Below are 17,660 nucleotides of genomic sequence, written 5' to 3'. Positions count from 1 at the left end.
CGCGGGCGACCGGGGCACCCGACGGGCCGGGGCGCCGCTCATCGGACCCCGAGCGACGCCTCGAGCACGGCGCGGGCGATGGGGGCCGCGACCCGGCCGCCGGTGGCCTCGCTGCCGCCGCTCTGGTTCAGCACCACGACCGCGACCGCCACGGTGGCGGGCTGTCCCGGCGGCCCGGCGAAGCCGACGATCCACGTGTGGCTGCGCGGCGGGTCGGTGCCGAGCTGGGCGGTGCCGGTCTTGCCGCCGACCTCGAAGCCGGGGATCTGCAGACCGGTGGCGGTGCCCCGCTCCACGACCCCGAGGAGGTCGACGCGCATGGTCTCGGCGTGCTCGGGCGACACCGCCGACAGCCACGGGCGCACCTCCGCCTCGCGCACGACGGCCCCCTCGCTGTCGCGGATCGAGGTCATCAGGTGCGGCGTCATGATCGTGCCGCCGTTGGTGACGGCGCCGGTGACCATCGCCATCTGCATGGGGGTGGCGGCGACGTCGCTCTGCCCGATCGACGCCTGGGCCAGCTTCGGCGGGTTGGTCACCACGTCGGTCGGGAAGTTCGACCGGGCCGGTGCCGGCATGTCGATGGGGACGCTCTGGTTGAAGCCGAACGCCTCCGAGCCCCGGATCATGTCCGCCGCCCCGATGGTCTCCTGGCCCATCTGGGCGAACGAGGAGTTGCACGACACGCGCAGGATCTCGGGGAGCGCGCCCCCGCAGACCTGGCCGCCGAAGTTCGAGATGGGCAGGTTGGTCTGCGGCGGGGTGTAGCTCGAGACCCGTGGGTACACCGGCTCTTCGTTGGTGACCCGACCGCTCTGCAGCCCGTTCGAGCCCGTGACGATCTTGAACGTGGAGCCGGGGAAGTACCGCTCCTGGTACTGGTGGGCCTGCAGGGGTGCGCCGGGCGCGAGGTTGAGCAGGCCCCACGCGTCCTGGGTGGCGGCGATGTCGGTCCCGCTCAACAGGTTCGGGTCGAAGCTCGGGTAGCTCCAGAAGGCCAGCATCTCCCCGGTGCGCGGATCGAGCGCCACCACCGATCCCTCGCGCTCGCCGAGCTCGTCGCGGGCCACCTGCTGGAGGTCCCGGCGCACCGAGACGGTGACGTTGCCGACGTTCTCCTCCTGGACGAGCAGGTCGCCCAGGCCTCGGACCTGCTGGGTGAAGGTCTGCCCGGTGAGCTCGTCGGTGTACTGGCGCTCGATGCCGGTCGCCCCGTACTGGAACGAGAAGTAGCCGGTGACGTGACCGAAGAGGTCGCCCTCCGGGTAGACGCGCAGCCGCTCGAACTCCGACTCGGGGTCGGGGTTCGGGATGCTCTGGGCCAACAGCGCGCCGTCGGCCGAGGTGATGGCGCCACGGGGCCGGTTGAAGTCCTGGCGGATCTCGGCGGTGTTGAGGGGGTTGGCCTGGAGGTCCGGGGCGTCGACGACCTGGATCCAGTTGAGCTTGACGAACAGCGCCAGGTAGCAGACGACCAGGCCGATGCCGAGGCGGCGGATGCTGCGGTTCACGGCCCGACGCGGCCGGCGACGGGTGCCTCGGTCGCCTCGACCGCCGCCGGCCGCGTGCTGCGCCGGTCGCTCAACCGGAGCAGCAGGGCCAACAGGACGTAGTTCACGACCAGGGACGAACCGCCGTAGGAGACGAACGGGAGCGTGACGCCGGTGAGCGGCAGGAGCCGGGTGACGCCCCCGATGATGATGAACGCCTGCACCCCGAGCAACAGGGTGAGCCCGGTGGCGAGGAGCTTGTCGAAGGCGTGGTCGGCGAGCAGCGCGATGCGCAGCCCGGCCCCGACCATCAACAGGAACGCGACGATGACGAGGGTGCCGCCGAGCAACCCGAGCTGCTCGGCGATGACGGCGAAGATGAAGTCGTTCTCGCTGGCCGGGATGCGGACCTGGCCACCGAGGCCCAGCCCCGTGCCGGCCACGCCGCCGAAGGCCATCGCGAACAGTCCCTGGATGATCTGGTAGCCCGATCCGCTGGGGTCCTGCCACGGGTCGAACCAGATCTCGACGCGCTCCTGCACGTGGCCGAAGAGCCGCCAGGCGATGTAGGCGCCCACGCCGAACAGGCCGGCGCCGAGCACGAGGAAGGACGGTCGCTCGGTGGCCACCCAGAGCATCACGACGAACAGCGCGAAGAAGAGCAGCGACGACCCGAGGTCGCGCTGGTACACCATCACGACGAGCGAGACGAGCCAGGCGATGACGATCGGACCGAGGTACTTCGGGTCGGGGAGACGGAGCGGTCCCACCTTCCAGGTGCTCGTGGCGATGAGCTCGCGCTGGTCGGCCAGGTACGCGGCGAAGAAGAGGGCGAGGACGACCTTGGCCACCTCGCCGGGCTGGAAGTTGACGGGGCCGATGGCCACCCAGATCCGGCTGCCGTTGATCGTCCGGCCGATCACCGGGAGCAGCGGCAGCAACAGGAGCCCCAGGCCGACGACGGCGAACGTGTAGCGGTAGCGCTCGAGGTCGCGGGGCCGCTTCACGACGACCAACGTGCCGACGAAGGCGCCGATCCCGACGGCGGTCCACACGGCCTGCTGGCGGGCGAGCTGCTCGTCGAGGCCGGCGATGACGACGTAGCCGAGGCCGTTCAGGAGCGCGGCGACGGGGAGCAGGATCGGGTTGGCGTCGGGGGCCAGTCGCCGCAGCGCCAGGTGGCCGAGCAGGAGCAGACCGAGGACCCCGACGAGGAACGGGACGATGTTCGCCGGGATCTGCGCATCGGCGCCGAGGCTGGCCAGGACGTAGGCCCCGGCGGTGATGACGACGACCAGGAGCATCAGCCCCAGCTCGGTGTTCCGGCGGTGGGTCACGGGACGGGTTGGGGCGCGACCGCTGCGGGATCGGGCGCTGCGGGATCGGGCGCCGCGGGATCGGGCGCCGCGGGATCGGGGGCCCCGGGATCGAGGCCCACGAAGGGCACGGCGGTGGTCGGCACCGTCGTGGTCGTCGACGTCGTGGTCGTCGTCGACATCGAGATCTGGTCGAAGAGGTTCGCCACGTAGCGCCGGGCGTCGTCGAGGGTGGCCTGCTCGCGACCGGCCTCGACGTCGAGGCGAGAGGCGGGGGGCACCTGGTCGATCGACAGCGCGGTGACCTCGACGAGCTCCGGCGAGATCCACAGCACGCCGCCGGGCTTCCCCCGGAAGATGGCGACCTGGTCGCCCTCGACGGCGACGTAGTAGGTGCTGGTGCCGGTCCAGTACACGGCCCCCACCGCCGCGGCGACGACGGCGACGAGCGCGACGAGGAAGAGCGCCACCCGCCAGGTGAAGCGGCTGCGGGGGCGGTCGGGGTCCCTGCGGCGGCGACGACGCGGTTCGTCGGGAGGGTCGGCGGCCACCTCGACGGGCCGGGCCGCCGCGCCCGCGGTGAGCGCGGGGACCGGCGAGACCCTCGTGATGCTCGGCGGCGTCGACGCGTCGACGGCCGTGGCGTCGACGACGTCGACCACCACGCAGGTGATGTTGTCGCGCCCCCCGGACTCGTTGGCCAGACGGACGAGCTCACGCGCCGCCTCGGTCGGGTCGGCCAGGCGGCGGAGTGTGGCGGCGAGGCGGTTGTCGTCCACCTCGTTGAACAGCCCGTCGCTGCAGATCAGGTACCGGTCGCCGACGACGGGCACGATCTCCCAGGAGTCGACGAGCACGGCGCTGTCGATCCCGAGGGCGCGGGTCAGGATGTTGCGCTGGGGGTGCACCGCGGCCTCGGCTCGCGTGAGGCGGCCCTGGCGCTCCATCGTGGCGACGAGGCTGTGGTCCTCGGTGATCTGGGTGAGCGCACCGTCGGAGAGCAGGTAGAGGCGCGAGTCGCCGACGTTGACGACGGCGATGGCGTCCTCACCGCCGGCGTCGACGAGGGCCATGGCGCACAACGTGGTGCCCATGCCCTTCAGTCCCTCGTCGGCCACCGCCTGGGACACGACGGCGTGGTTGGCCTCCTGCACGGCGTCGACGAGCACGTCCGTGCCGGCCGAGACGAACCGCTCCTGGAGGACCTCGAGGGCGAGGTGGCTGGCGACGTCGCCCCCACGGTGCCCGCCCATCCCGTCGGCCACCGCGAACAGTCCGTCGACGGCGAGCGCGGCGTCCTCGTTCGCCGACCGCACGCGACCGATGTCGCTGGCGTCGCCCCACACGAACCGGGTCACCGCAGCTCCAGGACCGTGTTGCCCACCTGTACGCGATCACCCCGGTTGACCGCCACGGGGCCGGCCACCTTCTGGCGGTTCATCCACGTCCCGTTGGTCGACCCGAGGTCCTCGACCATCCACTGGCCGTCGCGGGCGAACACCCGGGCGTGGATCTGCGAGACGAAGGTGTCGTCGACGGTGATCTGGCACCCGGCGGCGCGGCCGATCGAGGCCTCGTTGCCGAGGGGGTAGGCGCGGCCCCGCTGGTCGGCGGGTTCGACCACGACGAGCCGGGGTGCGGCCTTCGCGGCCCGTGCCGCCGCCTTGCGTTCCCGACGCGACGACGCGTTCGCCGCAGGGTCGGCTGCGGCCGGTGCCGCGGCGACGCCGGCGGCGGGCACCGGCGCCGAGGCGGGCTCGGGCGTCCGCAGCTCGGCCCACACGGCGCGCACCACCCGGAAGAAGAAGAGGTAGAGCAGCGCGAGGAGGCACAGCTTCAACAGGAAGAGGAGCTGGTCGGACACGGCTAGGCCCCCTCGCCGGCCCGGGGGCGACGGGCTCGGGCCGGGGTCGGGCGGACGGTGGGCACAGAGGTCGGCGGTCCCGGCACTAGGAGGCCTGGAACGTGAGCCGCACGTTGCCGAACCCGAGCTCGTCGCCGTCGTGGAGCTCGCGCTCGCTCACTCGCACGCCGTTCACCCGCGTGCCGTTCGTGGACCCCAGGTCGACCACCACGAAGCCGTCGCCCCGCGACCGGATCTGGGCGTGCTGGCGACTGACGTTGGGGTCGACGACGGTGATGTCGCACTCGGGGAGGCGCCCGACGGTCACGGTGCCCTCGCGCAGCACGTAGCGCTCCCCGGTGGGCAGCATGAGGGAGCCGGCACCGGTGCCACCCGGCCCCTCCCGGAGGCGGGCGTCGACCGCGAACGTGCCGGTGCGCTGGTCGGGATCGACGACGAGCTCGACCTCGACGGGGCCGAGGAAGCCGTAGGACTCGTCGCGGGCGTGCTCACGCGCCGCGTCGCAGAGCTCGCGGCAGAGGCTGTCGGCGATGTCGACGAAGCTGTCGTGGTCGTCGGTGGAGATGCGCACCGTGAAGGAGTTGGGGGCCACCACCCGCCCCCGGACGTCGAGGGTGCGGTGGTCGTCCATCTCCCTGGTGAGGCGCCGGCCGATCTCGATGGGCCGGACCCCGCTCTTGAAGACCCGGGAGAACATGCCCTCGACGGCGTGCTCCAACCGACGTTCGAACGCCTTGAGACCCACGGCGACACGTTACCCAGCGGGCTGTCGGCGCCCACGCCAGGCCCTCGGACCCCGTCGTCGCACCGATTCGTGGGGCCTGGGGGCAGGCGATAGCGTGTCGGGGCTCACTCGCGCGAGTGGCGGAATTGGCAGACGCGCAGGATTCAGGTTCCTGTGCCCGAAAGGGTGTGAGGGTTCAAGTCCCTCCTCGCGCACTCACCGCTCGACGGCCGCGTCCGGGCCGGGGGTCACGACGTGCTCGGCCGGCCCTGCTCAACCGGCCGGGGAAGCGGACTCTCCGCCGGAAGCGTCGGCCGACCCGGGTTCGGTGGCCGCCTCGATGACCGGCCAGATGTCGGGGCGAGAGCCGTCGACGTCGGTGAACCCGTACACGCCGGCCAGCTGACCGGAGCTGACCGACGCCTGGTTCCAGCGGGCGCGGTCCGGGTCGGCGGCCAGCGCGGCGACCGCCCGTCCGACGAACCGGGGCGTCTCCGACAGGGCGAAGTCGGGCGGCGCCAGCGGTGCCTCCGCGCCGGGCGCGGCCACCAGCGCGTCGCGCCAGTTCGCCTCGGTGACCCCGAACGCCTCGAGCATCATCTCCGATCGGAGGAACCCGGGGGTGAGGGCGACCGCCGTTCCGCCCACCGCGGCCAGCTCGTGGCCCTGGGAGAAGGCGAGGCGCTGCACCGACACCTTGGCCAGGTCGTAGAAGACGGAGATCCGGTAGTGCGTGGCGTTGTAGGCGGCGGTGCCGTCGGTGACCTCGACGACCAGGCCGCCGGGTCGCTCGACCAGCAGCGGGAGGAGGTGGTGGGACGTGATCAGGTGGGTGTCGACGGCGAGGCGCAGCATCCGCAGGCCCTCGTCGAGGTCCATCGCCCAGAGCGGGCGGTCCCAGTCGGCGGGGCTGCCGGCCAGCACCTCACCGCCCCAGATGTCGTTGACGAGCACGTCGAGTCGCCCGTGGTCGGCCCGCACCCGGTCGGCGAGCGCCGCCACCTCGTCGGCCACGAGGTGATCGACGGCGACGGCCACCCCCTCACCCCCGGCGGCGTCGACCAGCTCGGCGGTCTCCTCGATGGTCTCGGGGCGGTCGTAGTCGGACCGGGCCGAGCCCTCGGCCCGGGTGGTGCGGCCGGTGCAGATCACCGTCGCCCCGCACTCCCCGAGGCCGACGGCGATGCCCCGACCGGCGCCCCGGGTGGCTCCCGCGACGACCGCCACCTGTCCGCGCAGGGCGTCGGGATCGCGCGCCCGGTCGGCCACCGCGGTCACTTCAGGAAGGGAAGCCGGCGCATGACCCTCGCCGCGGTCGTCATGACCCGAGCGTAGGTCTCAGGCGCCATGCCGGGGACGGGGCCGATGGGGAGCAGGCGCTGCACGGCGACCGTCTGCGCCTCGGTGTACTTGAGGATCCCCTCGCGCCCGTGGCGGCGACCGAGGCCCGAGTCGCCCATGCCGCCCATCGGCGCGTCGTGCGACGCCCAGGCGGCGGCGTACCCCTCGTTGACGTTCACCGTGCCGGCCCTGATGCGGCGCGCCAGCGCCTCCCCACGGCGCGGCACTGTCCAGATGCTGGCGTTCAGCCCGTAGCAGGTGTCGTTGGCCCGCTCGACGGCGTCGTCGGCGTCCCGGACCCGCTCGACGGCGACGACCGGGCCGAACGTCTCGGTGCGGTGGAGCTCCATCTCGGCGGTGACGCCCTCCAGCAGGGTCGGCTCGTAGAAGAGGGGGCCCAGGTCCGGACGGGCCCGTCCGCCGGCGAGCACGCGAGCGCCCTTGGCCACCGCGTCGTCGACGTGGCGCGACACCGCCTCGAGCTGGTCGCGGCTGGCGAGGCAGCCGATCTCGACCTCCCACCCGAAGCCGGGCCCGATCACCATGGACGCCACCCGGTCGGCGAACGCAGGGACGAACCGGTCGTACGCCGGGTCCTCCACGTAGAGCCGTTCGATGCTGATGCACAGCTGACCCGAGTTGGAGAAGCACGCCCGCACGGCGGCCTCGACGGTGGCGTCGACGTCGGCGTCGGCCAGCACGATCATCGGGTTCTTCCCGCCGAGCTCGGCGGACACGTCGATCAGCCGCCGCCCGCACTGCTCGGCGACGATGCGCCCGGTGGCCGTGGAGCCGGTGAACATGAGGTGGTCGACGTGGTCGATCATCGGCGTGCCGAGCGTCGACCCCGAGCCGGTGACCACCTGGAAGAGGTCGCGGGGGACACCTGCCTCGTACAGCAACTCGATGACGGCGAGGGCGGTGAACGGGGTCTGGGCGTCGGGCTTGAGGACGATCCCGTTGCCGGCGAGCAGGGCCGGGACGGCGTCGCTGACCGCGAGGGTGAGCGGGTAGTTCCATGGGCTGATGACGCCCACCACGCCCTTCGGGTGGTGGTGCACGACGGTCCGGGTGAGCCCGGGGACGGCGCCCTGGCGGCGGGAGGGCCGCAGGTGGCGGCGGGCGGTCCGGGCGTAGTAGCGGGCGGTCATGGCCACGTCGAGGCACTCCTCGAGCGCGCTCAGGCGCGACTTCCCGGTCTCCACCTGGGTGACGTCGAGCAGCTCCGCCTGGCGGTCGAGCACGAGGTCGTGGAAGCGCAGGACGGCGTCGGCCCGTTCGGCGAGGGGTCGGGCGGCCCAGTCCCGTTGCGCCGCCCGGGCTCGGGCGACCGCCGCCACGACGTCCTCCGCCGTGCAGGTGGGCACCTCGCCGACGAGCGAGCCGTCGAAGGGGGCGTGCGACGCCTGGCGAGGCCGATCGGCGACCGTGGTGACGAGCGACGCCAGGTGCGCCACACGGACGGCGTCGAGGACCTGGGCCGCCACCGGGGCCGCGCCGACCCCGGCCGGCACGGCGTCGGGGGGCGGGCCCGCGACGTCAGGGGGCGTGTCGGCCCGCGTGGGGCCCGTGGTCACTCGTGCCTGGGCGATGTCGGCCATCACGACCTCCTCGGTGGGGCTCGACCCGTGTCTACCCCGTCCCACCCGACGGGCGCACCCGGCCCGCCCTCTCTCCCCTCGCACGTCCCCACTGCCCGAACTGTTGAGTCCCCGGATCGCCTGGGCGAGCTGGGGACTCAACAGTTCGAGGATGGCGGTTCGAGGAAGGTGGAGGGGAAGGATCCGGGGGTGGGGTGGGGTTGGGGACGACATGGGCTACACCGACGCACCGGAGGGCTGGTGGCGCGAGTTCGTCACCGCGTCACCGGCCCGCACCGCCAAGCTGGCCGTCACCCGGGCCGACGGCAGCCCCCACGTGGCCCCCGTCTGGGTCGACCTCGACGGCGACGAGGTCGTCTTCATGACGTCGGCCGAGACGATCAAGGGCCGGTCGATCCTGCGGGTCGGCAAGGTGGCGCTGTGCTGGGACGACGAGCGGCCCCCGTTCGACTTCGTCACCGTCACCGGCACCACGACCACCTCGACGGACCCCGGTGAGCTGTTGGCATGGGGGACCCGCATCGCCGCCCGCTACATGGGCGAGGACCGGGCCGAGGCCTACGGCCGACGCAACGCCGTGCCCCCCGAGATGGTGGTGCGGGTCAGCCCGACCCACATCGTGGCGAAGCGGGCCGTGGCCGACTGATCCGAGCCCCGGCAGCGGTGTCACAGGCCGTGGCTAGCGTCTCGGCGTGACCTTCCGACTCACGGTGGCGGCGTCGCTCGGCCCGCTGGCCGAGGTGTTGGCCGACGAGCTCGGCCGCCCTGCGAGCCCGGATCCGTTCGCGCCCGAGCTCGTGGTCCTCCCCGGCGACGGCGTCCGCACCTGGCTGACGCAGCGCCTCGCACGACGGCTCGGGGCCGGGCCCCAGGGTGGTGACGGCATCGTCGCCAACCTCGACGTGGTCTTCCCCGCCCGGCTCGTCGCACGGGTCCTGGGCGCCCTCGACGACGCCGACCCACCCCTCGGACGTTGGAGCGTGGGCGCCCTCGGGTGGACGCTGCACCACCTCATGGCCCGAGACCCCGGAGCCGTCCCCGGGCCGAGCGACCCCGTTCGGGCACGCGCCGTCGCCGACCTCTTCGATCGCTACGCCATGCGCCGGCCCGCCATGGTCCTGCAGTGGAGCGCGGGGAACGACGTGGACGGGACCGGGGCGCCCCTCGACGAGCACCACCTCTGGCAGCCCCGTCTCTGGCGGGCGGCGCAAGCCCACCTCGGCGGCCCCACCGACGCGCAGCGCACGGCCGAGCTCACCGCCCGGCTCCGCGCCGCGACACCCGAGGCCGAGCTCGCCGACGTCCTGCCGCCCCGGGTGTTCGTGTTCGGCCTGGCCACGCTCCCCGCCCCCCACCTCGACCTGCTCGCCGCCATCGCCTCCCACGTCGACGTCCACGTGCTGGCCCCCACCCCGTCACCGGTGCGCTGGCGCGCCGTGCGCGACGGGCTGCGCTCCCCGTTGGCGCTCCCGGTCCCGCGGACCGACCCGACCGTCCCCGTCGGCGAGGGCCACCGGCTCGTGACGGGCTGGGGCCGCACGGCCCGCGAAGCCCACATCCTGTTGCTCGACGCGGCCCACTCCTCGCGCGGTGCGGTCGTCGATGCACCGGACCTCCCCGAAGCCCCCACCGCGTCGGCGCCGTTGCTCGACCACCTCCGCCACCGCATCCTCGCCGACCTCGGGCCTGGTGGGGGCGCCGGCGACGACGACCCGCTCCCCGTGCTCGATCCGACCGACCGCAGCGTGCGCTGGCACCAGTGCTACGGCACCGCCCGGCAGGTCGAGGTCCTGCGCGACGCACTCCTGCACCTCTTCAGCGAGCCGGTCGCCGGCGACCGGCCGCGCCTGGTGGCACGCGACGTCGCCGTGCTCTGCGCCGACGTCGAGGCGGTCGCGCCCCTCGTCGAGGCCGCGTTCGCCGGAGATCCGGTGCACGGCATCCCCGCCGTCCCGGTACGGGTCGCCGATCGTTCCCTGCGCCGCGACAACCCGTTGCTCGACACGGCGGCGGCGCTGCTCGACCTCCTCGAGGGCCGGTTCCGGTCGAGCAGCGTGCTCGCCTTCGCCTCCCGAGGCCCGGTGCGCACGCGGTTCGGCATCGGGCCGGCCGGCCTCGGTCGCCTCGCCGAGTGGGCCGAGGCCACCAACGTGCGCTGGGGTCTCGACGGCGACGACCAGGAGGCGTTCGGGCTCCCCCCCGGCCTCGGCGTGCACACGTGGCGGGCCGGCCTCGACCAGCTCCTCCTCGGCGCGGCCATGGCCCCGGAGGGGCCGAGGCTCGGTCCCGGCGACGTGACTCCGTTCCCCGCCGTCGACCCCGACGACCTCGACCTCCTCGGGGGCTTCGCCGACCTGGTCGACGCCCTCGACCGCGCCGACGTCGACCTGCGGGGGGCGACGGACGTGGCGACGTGGTGCGACGCCCTGTCCCGCGCCCTCGTCGAGCTGTGTGCCGTCGGTGACGACGAGTCCTGGCAGTGGCGGGTCCTCCAGGACACCGTGACCGCGTTCCGCGACGAGGCCGTCGCCGACCCGGTGGCCGGCGGCGACACCGTCGACCCGGCCGACGTCGCCACGCTGTTCCGGGCCCGGCTGTCCGGCGACGCCGGGCGACCGCGGTTCGGCAGCGGGGCGGTGACGGTCTCGTCGCTCACCGCGCAACGCGGCGTTCCGCACCGCGTGGTCTGCCTGCTCGGACTCGACGACGACGTCGCCGCCGGCGCCCTCACCGCCGCCGAGGACCTCACCGCCGACCCCCCCTGCGTCGGCGACCGCGACCCCCGTGGCGAACATCGTGCGCAACTGCTCGACGGCGTGCTGGCCGCCGGGGAGCGGCTCTTGATCTTCTCCACCGGACACGACCTGCGCACCAACGCCCCCGTGCCGCCGGCCGTGGCGCTGGCCGAGTTGGCCGACGCGATCGATTCGACCGTCCGCACCGCGGACGGGTCGCGACCGTCGACGCTGGTCACCGTCCACCATCCCCGCCAGGCGTGGGCCCCCGTGGCCTTCACCCCCGGCGCCCTCGACGGTGACGGGCCCTGGAGCTTCGACGCCGACGCCCTCGAGGCCGCCGGTTCGGGCGCGGGAGCGACCGGCCCCGACGGTCGGCGCGAGGCGCGGTTCTGCGCGGTGCCGCTGCCCGAGCCCACCGACGACGACGGGCCGATCACCGTCGACGACCTCGTGCGAGCCGTGACGTCGCCGACCGACCTCCTCCTCGACCGCCTCGGCGTGTTCGTGGCGGCCCGGCCCGAGCCCCGCGACGACCGCATCCCGCTGACCATGGCTCCCCTCCTGCGGTGGCAGCTGGCCGAGACCGTCCTGCGCGGCCACCTCGACCCCGTCACCCCGTGGGACGCCGACGCCGACCGCCGGTGGGAGCAGTACGAGCGGCGCCGGGGATCGGTCCCGCCACTCGCCTTCGGCGCGACCGCCCTCGCCGACGCCGCAGCCCTCGCCGTCGAGGTCGAGGCCCGGCTCGGGGCGTGCCTGGCCGGTCCCCACGACCCGACGTCGAGGACGATCGCCGTGGAGATCGTCCCCCCCGACGGCCCTCCGTGGTTCCTGGGAGGCAGCGTCGAGGGGGTCTGCGGCTCGACGCTGGTGAACGTCAGCGCCTCGCGCCTGAGCCCGGGGTCGCTGCTGCGGGCGTGGGTGCGCCTCGCCGCCCTCGCCGCCGACGATCCCGGACAGGACTGGGAGGCCCTCGACGTGGGCCGAGCCGAGTCGGGCGACGGCAGCGCCGCCCGACGGCTCCGGCTCCGCACGCCCGACGCGGCGACCGAGGTCCTCGAGGTCGTCCGCGACCTGCGTCGTCGGGCGCGGTGCGACGCCATCCCGTTCTTCCCGAACACGAGCCGTGTCCTGCACCTCGAGGGACCGCACAGGGCCCGTGTCGCGTGGGAGCACCTGTTCGGCGACGCCGGGGGCCGGGCGACCGCGCTGGCCCACCCGATCGACTTCGACGTCCTCGCCGCCGAGCCACCCCGCGACGACGAGCGGGGCTCCGGCTGGGCCGACGGATCGGCCTCGCGCCTGGCGGCGTGGGCGGGACGCGTCTGGGGCACGTTCGAGCGCACCACGTCGCTGGTCGACGAGGGGACCGGATCGTGAGCCGGTCCGTCGAGTTCCGAGCCGACGGAGCGCTCCCGTCCGGCCCCACGGTCATCGAGGCCAGCGCGGGGACGGGCAAGACCTACGCCCTGGCGGCGCTGGCCACCCGGTTCGTCGCCGAGCAGGGGGTCCGCCCGTCGGAGCTGTGCATCGTGAGCTTCACCGAGGCCGCCACCGCCGAGCTCCGGGGCCGGGTCCGCGAGCGGCTGGCCGGGGCCGCCGAGCACCTCGCCGCCGGGGCACCGTCGGTCGACGACGACGTGGCCACCCACCTCGGCACCCTCGAGGACCGCGAGGGGCTGCACCGCAACCTCGACCAGGCGGTCGGCGAGTTCGACACGGCCACCATCGCCACCATCCACGGGTTCTGCGCCCGCCTCCTCGGGGCCGGTCCGGGCGCCGAGGCCGCCACCACCGTGACCGACGACCGCACCACGATCGCCGAGCTGGTCGACGACGTCGTCCTGGCCCGCTTCGGCGACGGCACCCCGGCCCCGATGACCCCGGACAAGCTGGCCCGCGCCGTCGAGCTGCGCCTCACCCTCCCCGGCGCCCGGTTCGCCCTGCCCGACCTGTCGCTGCTCCCCAGGGACCCCACCTCCGACCAGCTCGAGCAGCGCCGCCGCGCCGAGCACGCCGCCGCACTGGTCGACGAGGTGGTGGAGATGGTCCACGAACGACGGCGCCGCGCCCGACGGCGCACCTTCGACAGCCTCCTCACCGACACCCGGACGTTGCTCACCGGCGCCGACGGACCGGCCACGGTCGCGGCGCTGCGGGCCCGGTTCCGGGTGGTCCTCGTCGACGAGTTCCAGGACACCGACCAGGTCCAGTGGGACATCTTCCGGACCGCGTTCGTCGACGGTGACCGACCGGCCACCGTGGTGCTCGTCGGCGACCCCAAGCAGTCCATCTACCGGTTCCGGTCCGCCGAGCTCTCCGCCTACCTCAGCGCCCGCGACCTGGTGACGACCGCCGGCGGCCCGCTCCTGTCGCTGGCCGTGAACTGGCGCTCCGACGCCGGCCTCCTCGAGGGGCTCGACCACCTGCTCCGCGGGGCCACGTTCGGCGACGACCGGGTGGCGTTCCACTCGGTGACGGCCGGGGGCGACGGCGCACGCACCCCGGCCGGCCTCGGCGACGGGGAGGCCCCACTGCAGCTCCGGTGCCTCGACACCGAACCCGAGAACGTCCCGGCGGCCCGGGCCGAGGTCCTCCGCGACGTCGTGGGCGAGGTCGTCCGACTGCTCGACGGCTCCCGAACCCTCGCCGACGGACGGGCGTTGCGACCGTCTGACATCGGCGTGCTGGTGCGGTCCAACGCCGACGCCGCCCGCTACGCGCGGGCGCTGGCCGAGGCCGGCGTCCCCGCCGCCAGCAGCTCGAACGACAGCGTGGCCGACAGCGAGGCCGCCGATCAGTGGCGCACGCTCCTGTCGGCTCTCGACCGACCGGGCGCGGCGGCACCCGCTCGTGCCGCGCTGCTCGGGTGGTTCCTCGACGGCGACCCCGGCACCGTCGCCGCCCTCGACGAACCGTCGATCACCGCGGTGCACGAGAAGCTCCGGGGCTGGTCGGGCGACCTGGCCGCCGGGGGCCTGCCGAGGCTCGTCGCGTCGCTGCGCCACGACGGGCTGCGCCGGCGGGTCCTCTCGCGGCCCAACGGCACGCGCGACCTCACCGACCTCGAACACCTGGCCGAGCTCCTCCAGAGCGTGCTCGGGCGGCGTGCCCCGACGCCGGCGACGTTGTTGGCCGCGCTCGAGGCTCTCCGCGACCCCGAGTCCGCCGGCGACACCGAGGCCCTCGCCCCCGAGGTCCTCGCCCGACGGATCGACAGCGACGACGAGACGGTGAAGGTGCTCACCGTCCACAAGGCGAAGGGCCTCGAGTTCGGGGTCGTGCTGTGCCCCACGCTCTGGACGCAAGCGGGCGGCGTCCACGGCCTCCCCCACGCCTCCGTCGGCGGTGAGCGCCTGATCGACGCCGACAGCCTCACCCTGCATGCTCCGACGGCGACCGCGAAGTCGAAGTCGAAGGCCAAGCCGTTCGCCACCGTGAAGGACGCCGACCGGGTCGAGCGGGAGGGTGAGGCGAAGCGCCTCCTGTACGTCGCCCTCACCCGCGCCCGCCACCGGCTGGTGGTCTGGTGGTGCCCGCCGGGGGCGTGCACCACCGAACGGTGGCCGTTGGGCCGGCTCCTGGCCGGCGCCGCCGGCGACGAGCTCACCGTCCCCGCCCTACGGGCGTGGGCGGCGTCGACCGACGGGTCCATCGCCGTGGTCGCCGTCGGGTCCGCTCCCCCCGTGGCCCACCACCCGCCCGCCCCGGCGTCCACCCCGCTCGTCGTGGCGCACGCCGACTGCGGGCACCTCGCCGACCGACGGTGGCGGGTGTGGTCCTTCACCGCCATGGCCGGCGCCCACCGGGCCGCCGACCCTGGACCTGCCCCCGGTGACGCCGACACCGGTGGCGTCACCGGTCCGCCCGACGGCGGCACCGACGAACGCGGACCCGAGCCCGGCGACGAGACCGCCCCGACGGCGCCTGACGATCGGCTGCCGCTCGACGGGGCTCCCGCCGGGGCCACCTTCGGCACGCTCGTGCACGGCGTGCTCGAGCGGACCGACTTCGCCAGCACCGACCTGGCCGCCGAGGTGCACGGACACGCCGCCGAGGCGCTGCGCTTCCGGCCCCTCCTCGAACCCGAGGCCCTCGTCGACGGCCTGGTGCCGGCGCTGCGGGCCCCGCTCGGCGGGGCGCTCGGTGGACAGCGCCTGTGCGACCTCGCCAGGGCCGACCGCCTCGACGAGCTCCGCTTCGACCTCGCCCTCGCCGACACCGGTTCGTCGGCCATCGCCGAGGTCCTCGTCCGCCATCTCGACGCCACCGATCCCCTGCGGCCCTGGGCCGAGGCGCTGGCCGGTGCCCCCGCGGTCGACGTCAGCGGGATGCTCACCGGTTCGATCGACCTCGTGGCGCGTACCGGCGACGCATACTGGTTAGCCGACTACAAGACCAACCGACTCCCCCACCCGGCTGAAGGGCCGGCCCTGCACCGGGTGATGGCCGACCACGACTACCCCCTGCAGGCCACCCTGTACCTGGTGGCCCTCCATCGGTACCTGCGGTGGAGGCTGGCGGGCTACGACCCCGATCATCACCTCCTCGGGGCGGCCTACCTCTTCCTGCGGGCGATGGACCCGGCCCGAGCGGCGAGCGACGCGCGCGGGGTGGTGTGGTGGCGACCCCCGACGGCGGCCCTCCTCGAGCTCGACCACCTGATCGCCACCGGGAGCCCGCGATGACCCCCGCCGCCCGCGTGTCGCAGGATCCCGCGGCGCCTGCACAGTCGCCTGCGACGCCGGTCGACTGGAAGGAGGCTCTCGGCCCCTGGCGCCGAGCCGGGGTGCTCCACCCCGTCGACGTGCAGATCGCCGCCGCGCTCGCCCGGCTGTGCGGGCTCAGGGCCGCCGACCTCGACGCGGTGGTGGCGACGGCCCTCGCCGCCCGGGCGCCCCGTCACGGCCACGTGTGCCTCGACCTCGCCACGGTGCGCGAGTCGGCTCCCGCCGAGGTCGAGGGGACCCGGGACGAACGCCACCTCGACGCCATCGAGGGTTTGCCCTGGCCGTCCGACACGGACCGCTGGCGTGACGCCCTGGAGGCGTCGCCGCTCACCGCCCCCGCGGAGGGCGCGCCGCTCGTCCTCGACGGCGACCGTCTCTACCTCGAGCGCTACTGGGTGCTCGAGGCCCGCCTCGCCGACGAGGTCCTCCGACGGGCCACCGCCCCGGAGCCCACACCCTCGACCCCCACCGACCCGGATCGCCGAGCGCAGGTGCTCGACGCCCTACTGCCCGGGGAGTCGTCGGGCGACCAGCGCGACGCCGCCCTGCACGGGCTCCGCACTCCCCTCTCGGTCGTCGTCGGGGGCCCCGGCACGGGGAAGACCCGCACCGTCGGGGCGCTCCTCGCCGTCCTGCTCGACGAGCGACCCGATCACCGGGTGGCGATGGCGGCGCCCACCGGCAAGGCCGCCGCCCGGATGGGCGAGAGCATCCAGCGGGTGGCGTCCGAGCTCCGCGAGCTCGATCTCGACGAGGGCGGCCTCTCCGATCGGCTCGCCGCCACGCCGGCGTCCACCGTCCACCGCCTCCTCGGCGCCCGCCCCGGTGGGAGGTTCCGCCACGACGCCGCCCGCCCGCTCCCCGTCGACACGGTCATCGTCGACGAGACGTCGATGATGTCGCTGCCCCTCATGGTCGCCCTGTTCGACGCCGTCCCGCCGCAGGCCTCGGTGGTGCTGCTCGGCGACCCCGGGCAGCTGGCCAGCGTGGAGGCGGGTTCGGTCCTGGGCGACATCGCCGGCCCGGTGGTCGACCACGGCCGGACCGCCGGGCCCCTCGCCGACATCGTCCACGTGCTGCGGGGGAGCCACCGGTTCCCGGCGGCGTCGCCCACGGGTCGGTTCGCCGACGCGGTGCGCAGAGGCGACGCCGACGCGGCCGTCGCCGTCCTCGCGGCGGGGCCGTCGGCCCCAGGGATCGCCCTGAGGTGGGCGCCCCATCCCGCCGACACCGAAGCCGGGTCCGAAGCGGTCCGAGGCTGCGTCCTCGGGGCGGCACGGACCACCCGGGAGCTCGCCGAACAAGGCGACGCCGACGCGGCCCTCTCCTCGTTGGGGGTCGTGCGGTTGCTGTGCGCCCATCGGACGGGGCCGTTCGGCGTGGCGTGGTGGAACCACCGGGTCGAGCGTTGGCTGGCCGACGACGGGCCGGTCCCGCAGGGCTCCTACCCGGGGCGCCCGGTGCTCGTCACCACCAACGACCCGGCGCAGCGGCTGTTCAACGGCGACCTCGGCGTCGTCGTGGCCGGGGACGGCGCCCGGTGGGTGGCCTTCCCGGGCGAGGACGGCGCCCGACGGATCGCGCCCTCCCGCCTCGACGCCGTCGAGACCGCCCACGCGCTGACGATCCACAAGAGCCAGGGCTCGGAGTTCGACGAGGTGGTGGTCGTGCTGCCACCCGCCGACTCGCGCCTCGCCACCCGCGAGCTGCTCTACACCGCCGTCACCCGGGCCCGCAGGACGGTGACCGTCGTCGGCGACGAGGCGTCGCTGCGAGCGGCCGTCGGTCGCCGGGTGGTGCGGGCCAGCGGCCTCCGCGACCGGCTCTGGCCCCGCTGAGCGACCGGCGGGGCCGGG

Annotated in this window: 11 protein-coding genes and 1 tRNA gene; 5 read left to right on the top strand and 7 right to left on the bottom strand. The window is 74.6% G+C overall.

Translation table 11 applies throughout. The features are described from left to right. Positions 1–38: 38 nt before the first annotated feature. From MUE36_07490 to MUE36_07470, 5 genes are all read right to left on the bottom strand, one after another. Positions 39–1,511, bottom strand: a complete 1,473-nt coding sequence (locus MUE36_07490; protein ID MCU0310767.1) for a penicillin-binding transpeptidase domain-containing protein — start codon at positions 1,509–1,511, stop codon at positions 39–41. Further along, entirely contained in the window at positions 1,508–2,827 is a 1,320-nt protein-coding gene (locus tag MUE36_07485; protein MCU0310766.1) for an FtsW/RodA/SpoVE family cell cycle protein, read from the bottom strand. The genes MUE36_07490 and MUE36_07485 overlap by 4 nt, the downstream gene beginning before the upstream one ends. After that, complete coding sequence (locus MUE36_07480) at positions 2,824–4,164, bottom strand: Stp1/IreP family PP2C-type Ser/Thr phosphatase (protein MCU0310765.1); 1,341 nt, start codon at positions 4,162–4,164, stop codon at positions 2,824–2,826. The genes MUE36_07485 and MUE36_07480 overlap by 4 nt, the downstream gene beginning before the upstream one ends. Further along, positions 4,161–4,670, bottom strand: coding sequence for an FHA domain-containing protein (locus tag MUE36_07475; protein ID MCU0310764.1), 510 nt, complete (start codon positions 4,668–4,670; stop codon positions 4,161–4,163). The genes MUE36_07480 and MUE36_07475 overlap by 4 nt, the downstream gene beginning before the upstream one ends. Positions 4,671–4,755: 85 nt before the next feature. Further along, the gene (locus MUE36_07470) at positions 4,756–5,415 is read right to left on the bottom strand and encodes a DUF3662 and FHA domain-containing protein (protein MCU0310763.1); all 660 of its coding nucleotides are present in this window, start codon (positions 5,413–5,415) and stop codon (positions 4,756–4,758) included. A 110-nt stretch (positions 5,416–5,525) separates the two neighbouring features. Between MUE36_07470 and MUE36_07465 the strand changes: the two genes are divergently transcribed. Next, positions 5,526–5,609 (top strand) — tRNA-Leu (locus MUE36_07465). A gap of 58 nt (positions 5,610–5,667) precedes the next feature. Here MUE36_07465 and MUE36_07460 read toward each other — a convergent pair. Continuing rightward, positions 5,668–6,672 (bottom strand): SDR family oxidoreductase, encoded by a 1,005-nt coding sequence (locus MUE36_07460; GenBank protein MCU0310762.1) that lies wholly within the window; start codon positions 6,670–6,672, stop codon positions 5,668–5,670. Continuing rightward, positions 6,669–8,336, bottom strand: a complete 1,668-nt coding sequence (locus MUE36_07455) for a succinic semialdehyde dehydrogenase (GenBank protein MCU0310761.1) — start codon at positions 8,334–8,336, stop codon at positions 6,669–6,671. The genes MUE36_07460 and MUE36_07455 overlap by 4 nt, the downstream gene beginning before the upstream one ends. Before the next feature lie 211 nt (positions 8,337–8,547). On the opposite strand from MUE36_07455, the gene MUE36_07450 reads away from it, so the two are divergent. Genes MUE36_07450 through recD form a run of 4 tightly spaced genes read left to right on the top strand, consistent with a single transcriptional unit; the run spans position 8,548 to position 17,642 of the window. After that, entirely contained in the window at positions 8,548–8,982 is a 435-nt protein-coding gene (locus MUE36_07450) for a PPOX class F420-dependent oxidoreductase (protein MCU0310760.1), read from the top strand. A gap of 46 nt (positions 8,983–9,028) precedes the next feature. Beyond that, a complete protein-coding gene (locus tag MUE36_07445) occupies positions 9,029–12,454 on the top strand; it encodes an exodeoxyribonuclease V subunit gamma (GenBank protein MCU0310759.1) in 3,426 nt (1,141 codons plus the stop codon). Continuing rightward, positions 12,451–15,762 carry a UvrD-helicase domain-containing protein gene (locus MUE36_07440; protein MCU0310758.1) on the top strand — a complete coding sequence of 1,104 codons (3,312 nt, stop codon included), beginning with the start codon at positions 12,451–12,453 and terminating at the stop codon, positions 15,760–15,762. The genes MUE36_07445 and MUE36_07440 overlap by 4 nt, the downstream gene beginning before the upstream one ends. After that, positions 15,759–17,642, top strand: coding sequence for an exodeoxyribonuclease V subunit alpha (gene recD / locus MUE36_07435; GenBank protein MCU0310757.1), 1,884 nt, complete (start codon positions 15,759–15,761; stop codon positions 17,640–17,642). The genes MUE36_07440 and recD overlap by 4 nt, the downstream gene beginning before the upstream one ends. Positions 17,643–17,660 lie beyond the last annotated feature (18 nt).

It is taken from the genome of Acidimicrobiales bacterium (assembly GCA_025455885.1).
In the GTDB taxonomy this organism is placed as follows: domain Bacteria; phylum Actinomycetota; class Acidimicrobiia; order Acidimicrobiales; family Acidimicrobilacustridaceae; genus Rhabdothermincola_A.
This window is presented reverse-complemented; position numbering and strand designations above follow the sequence as displayed.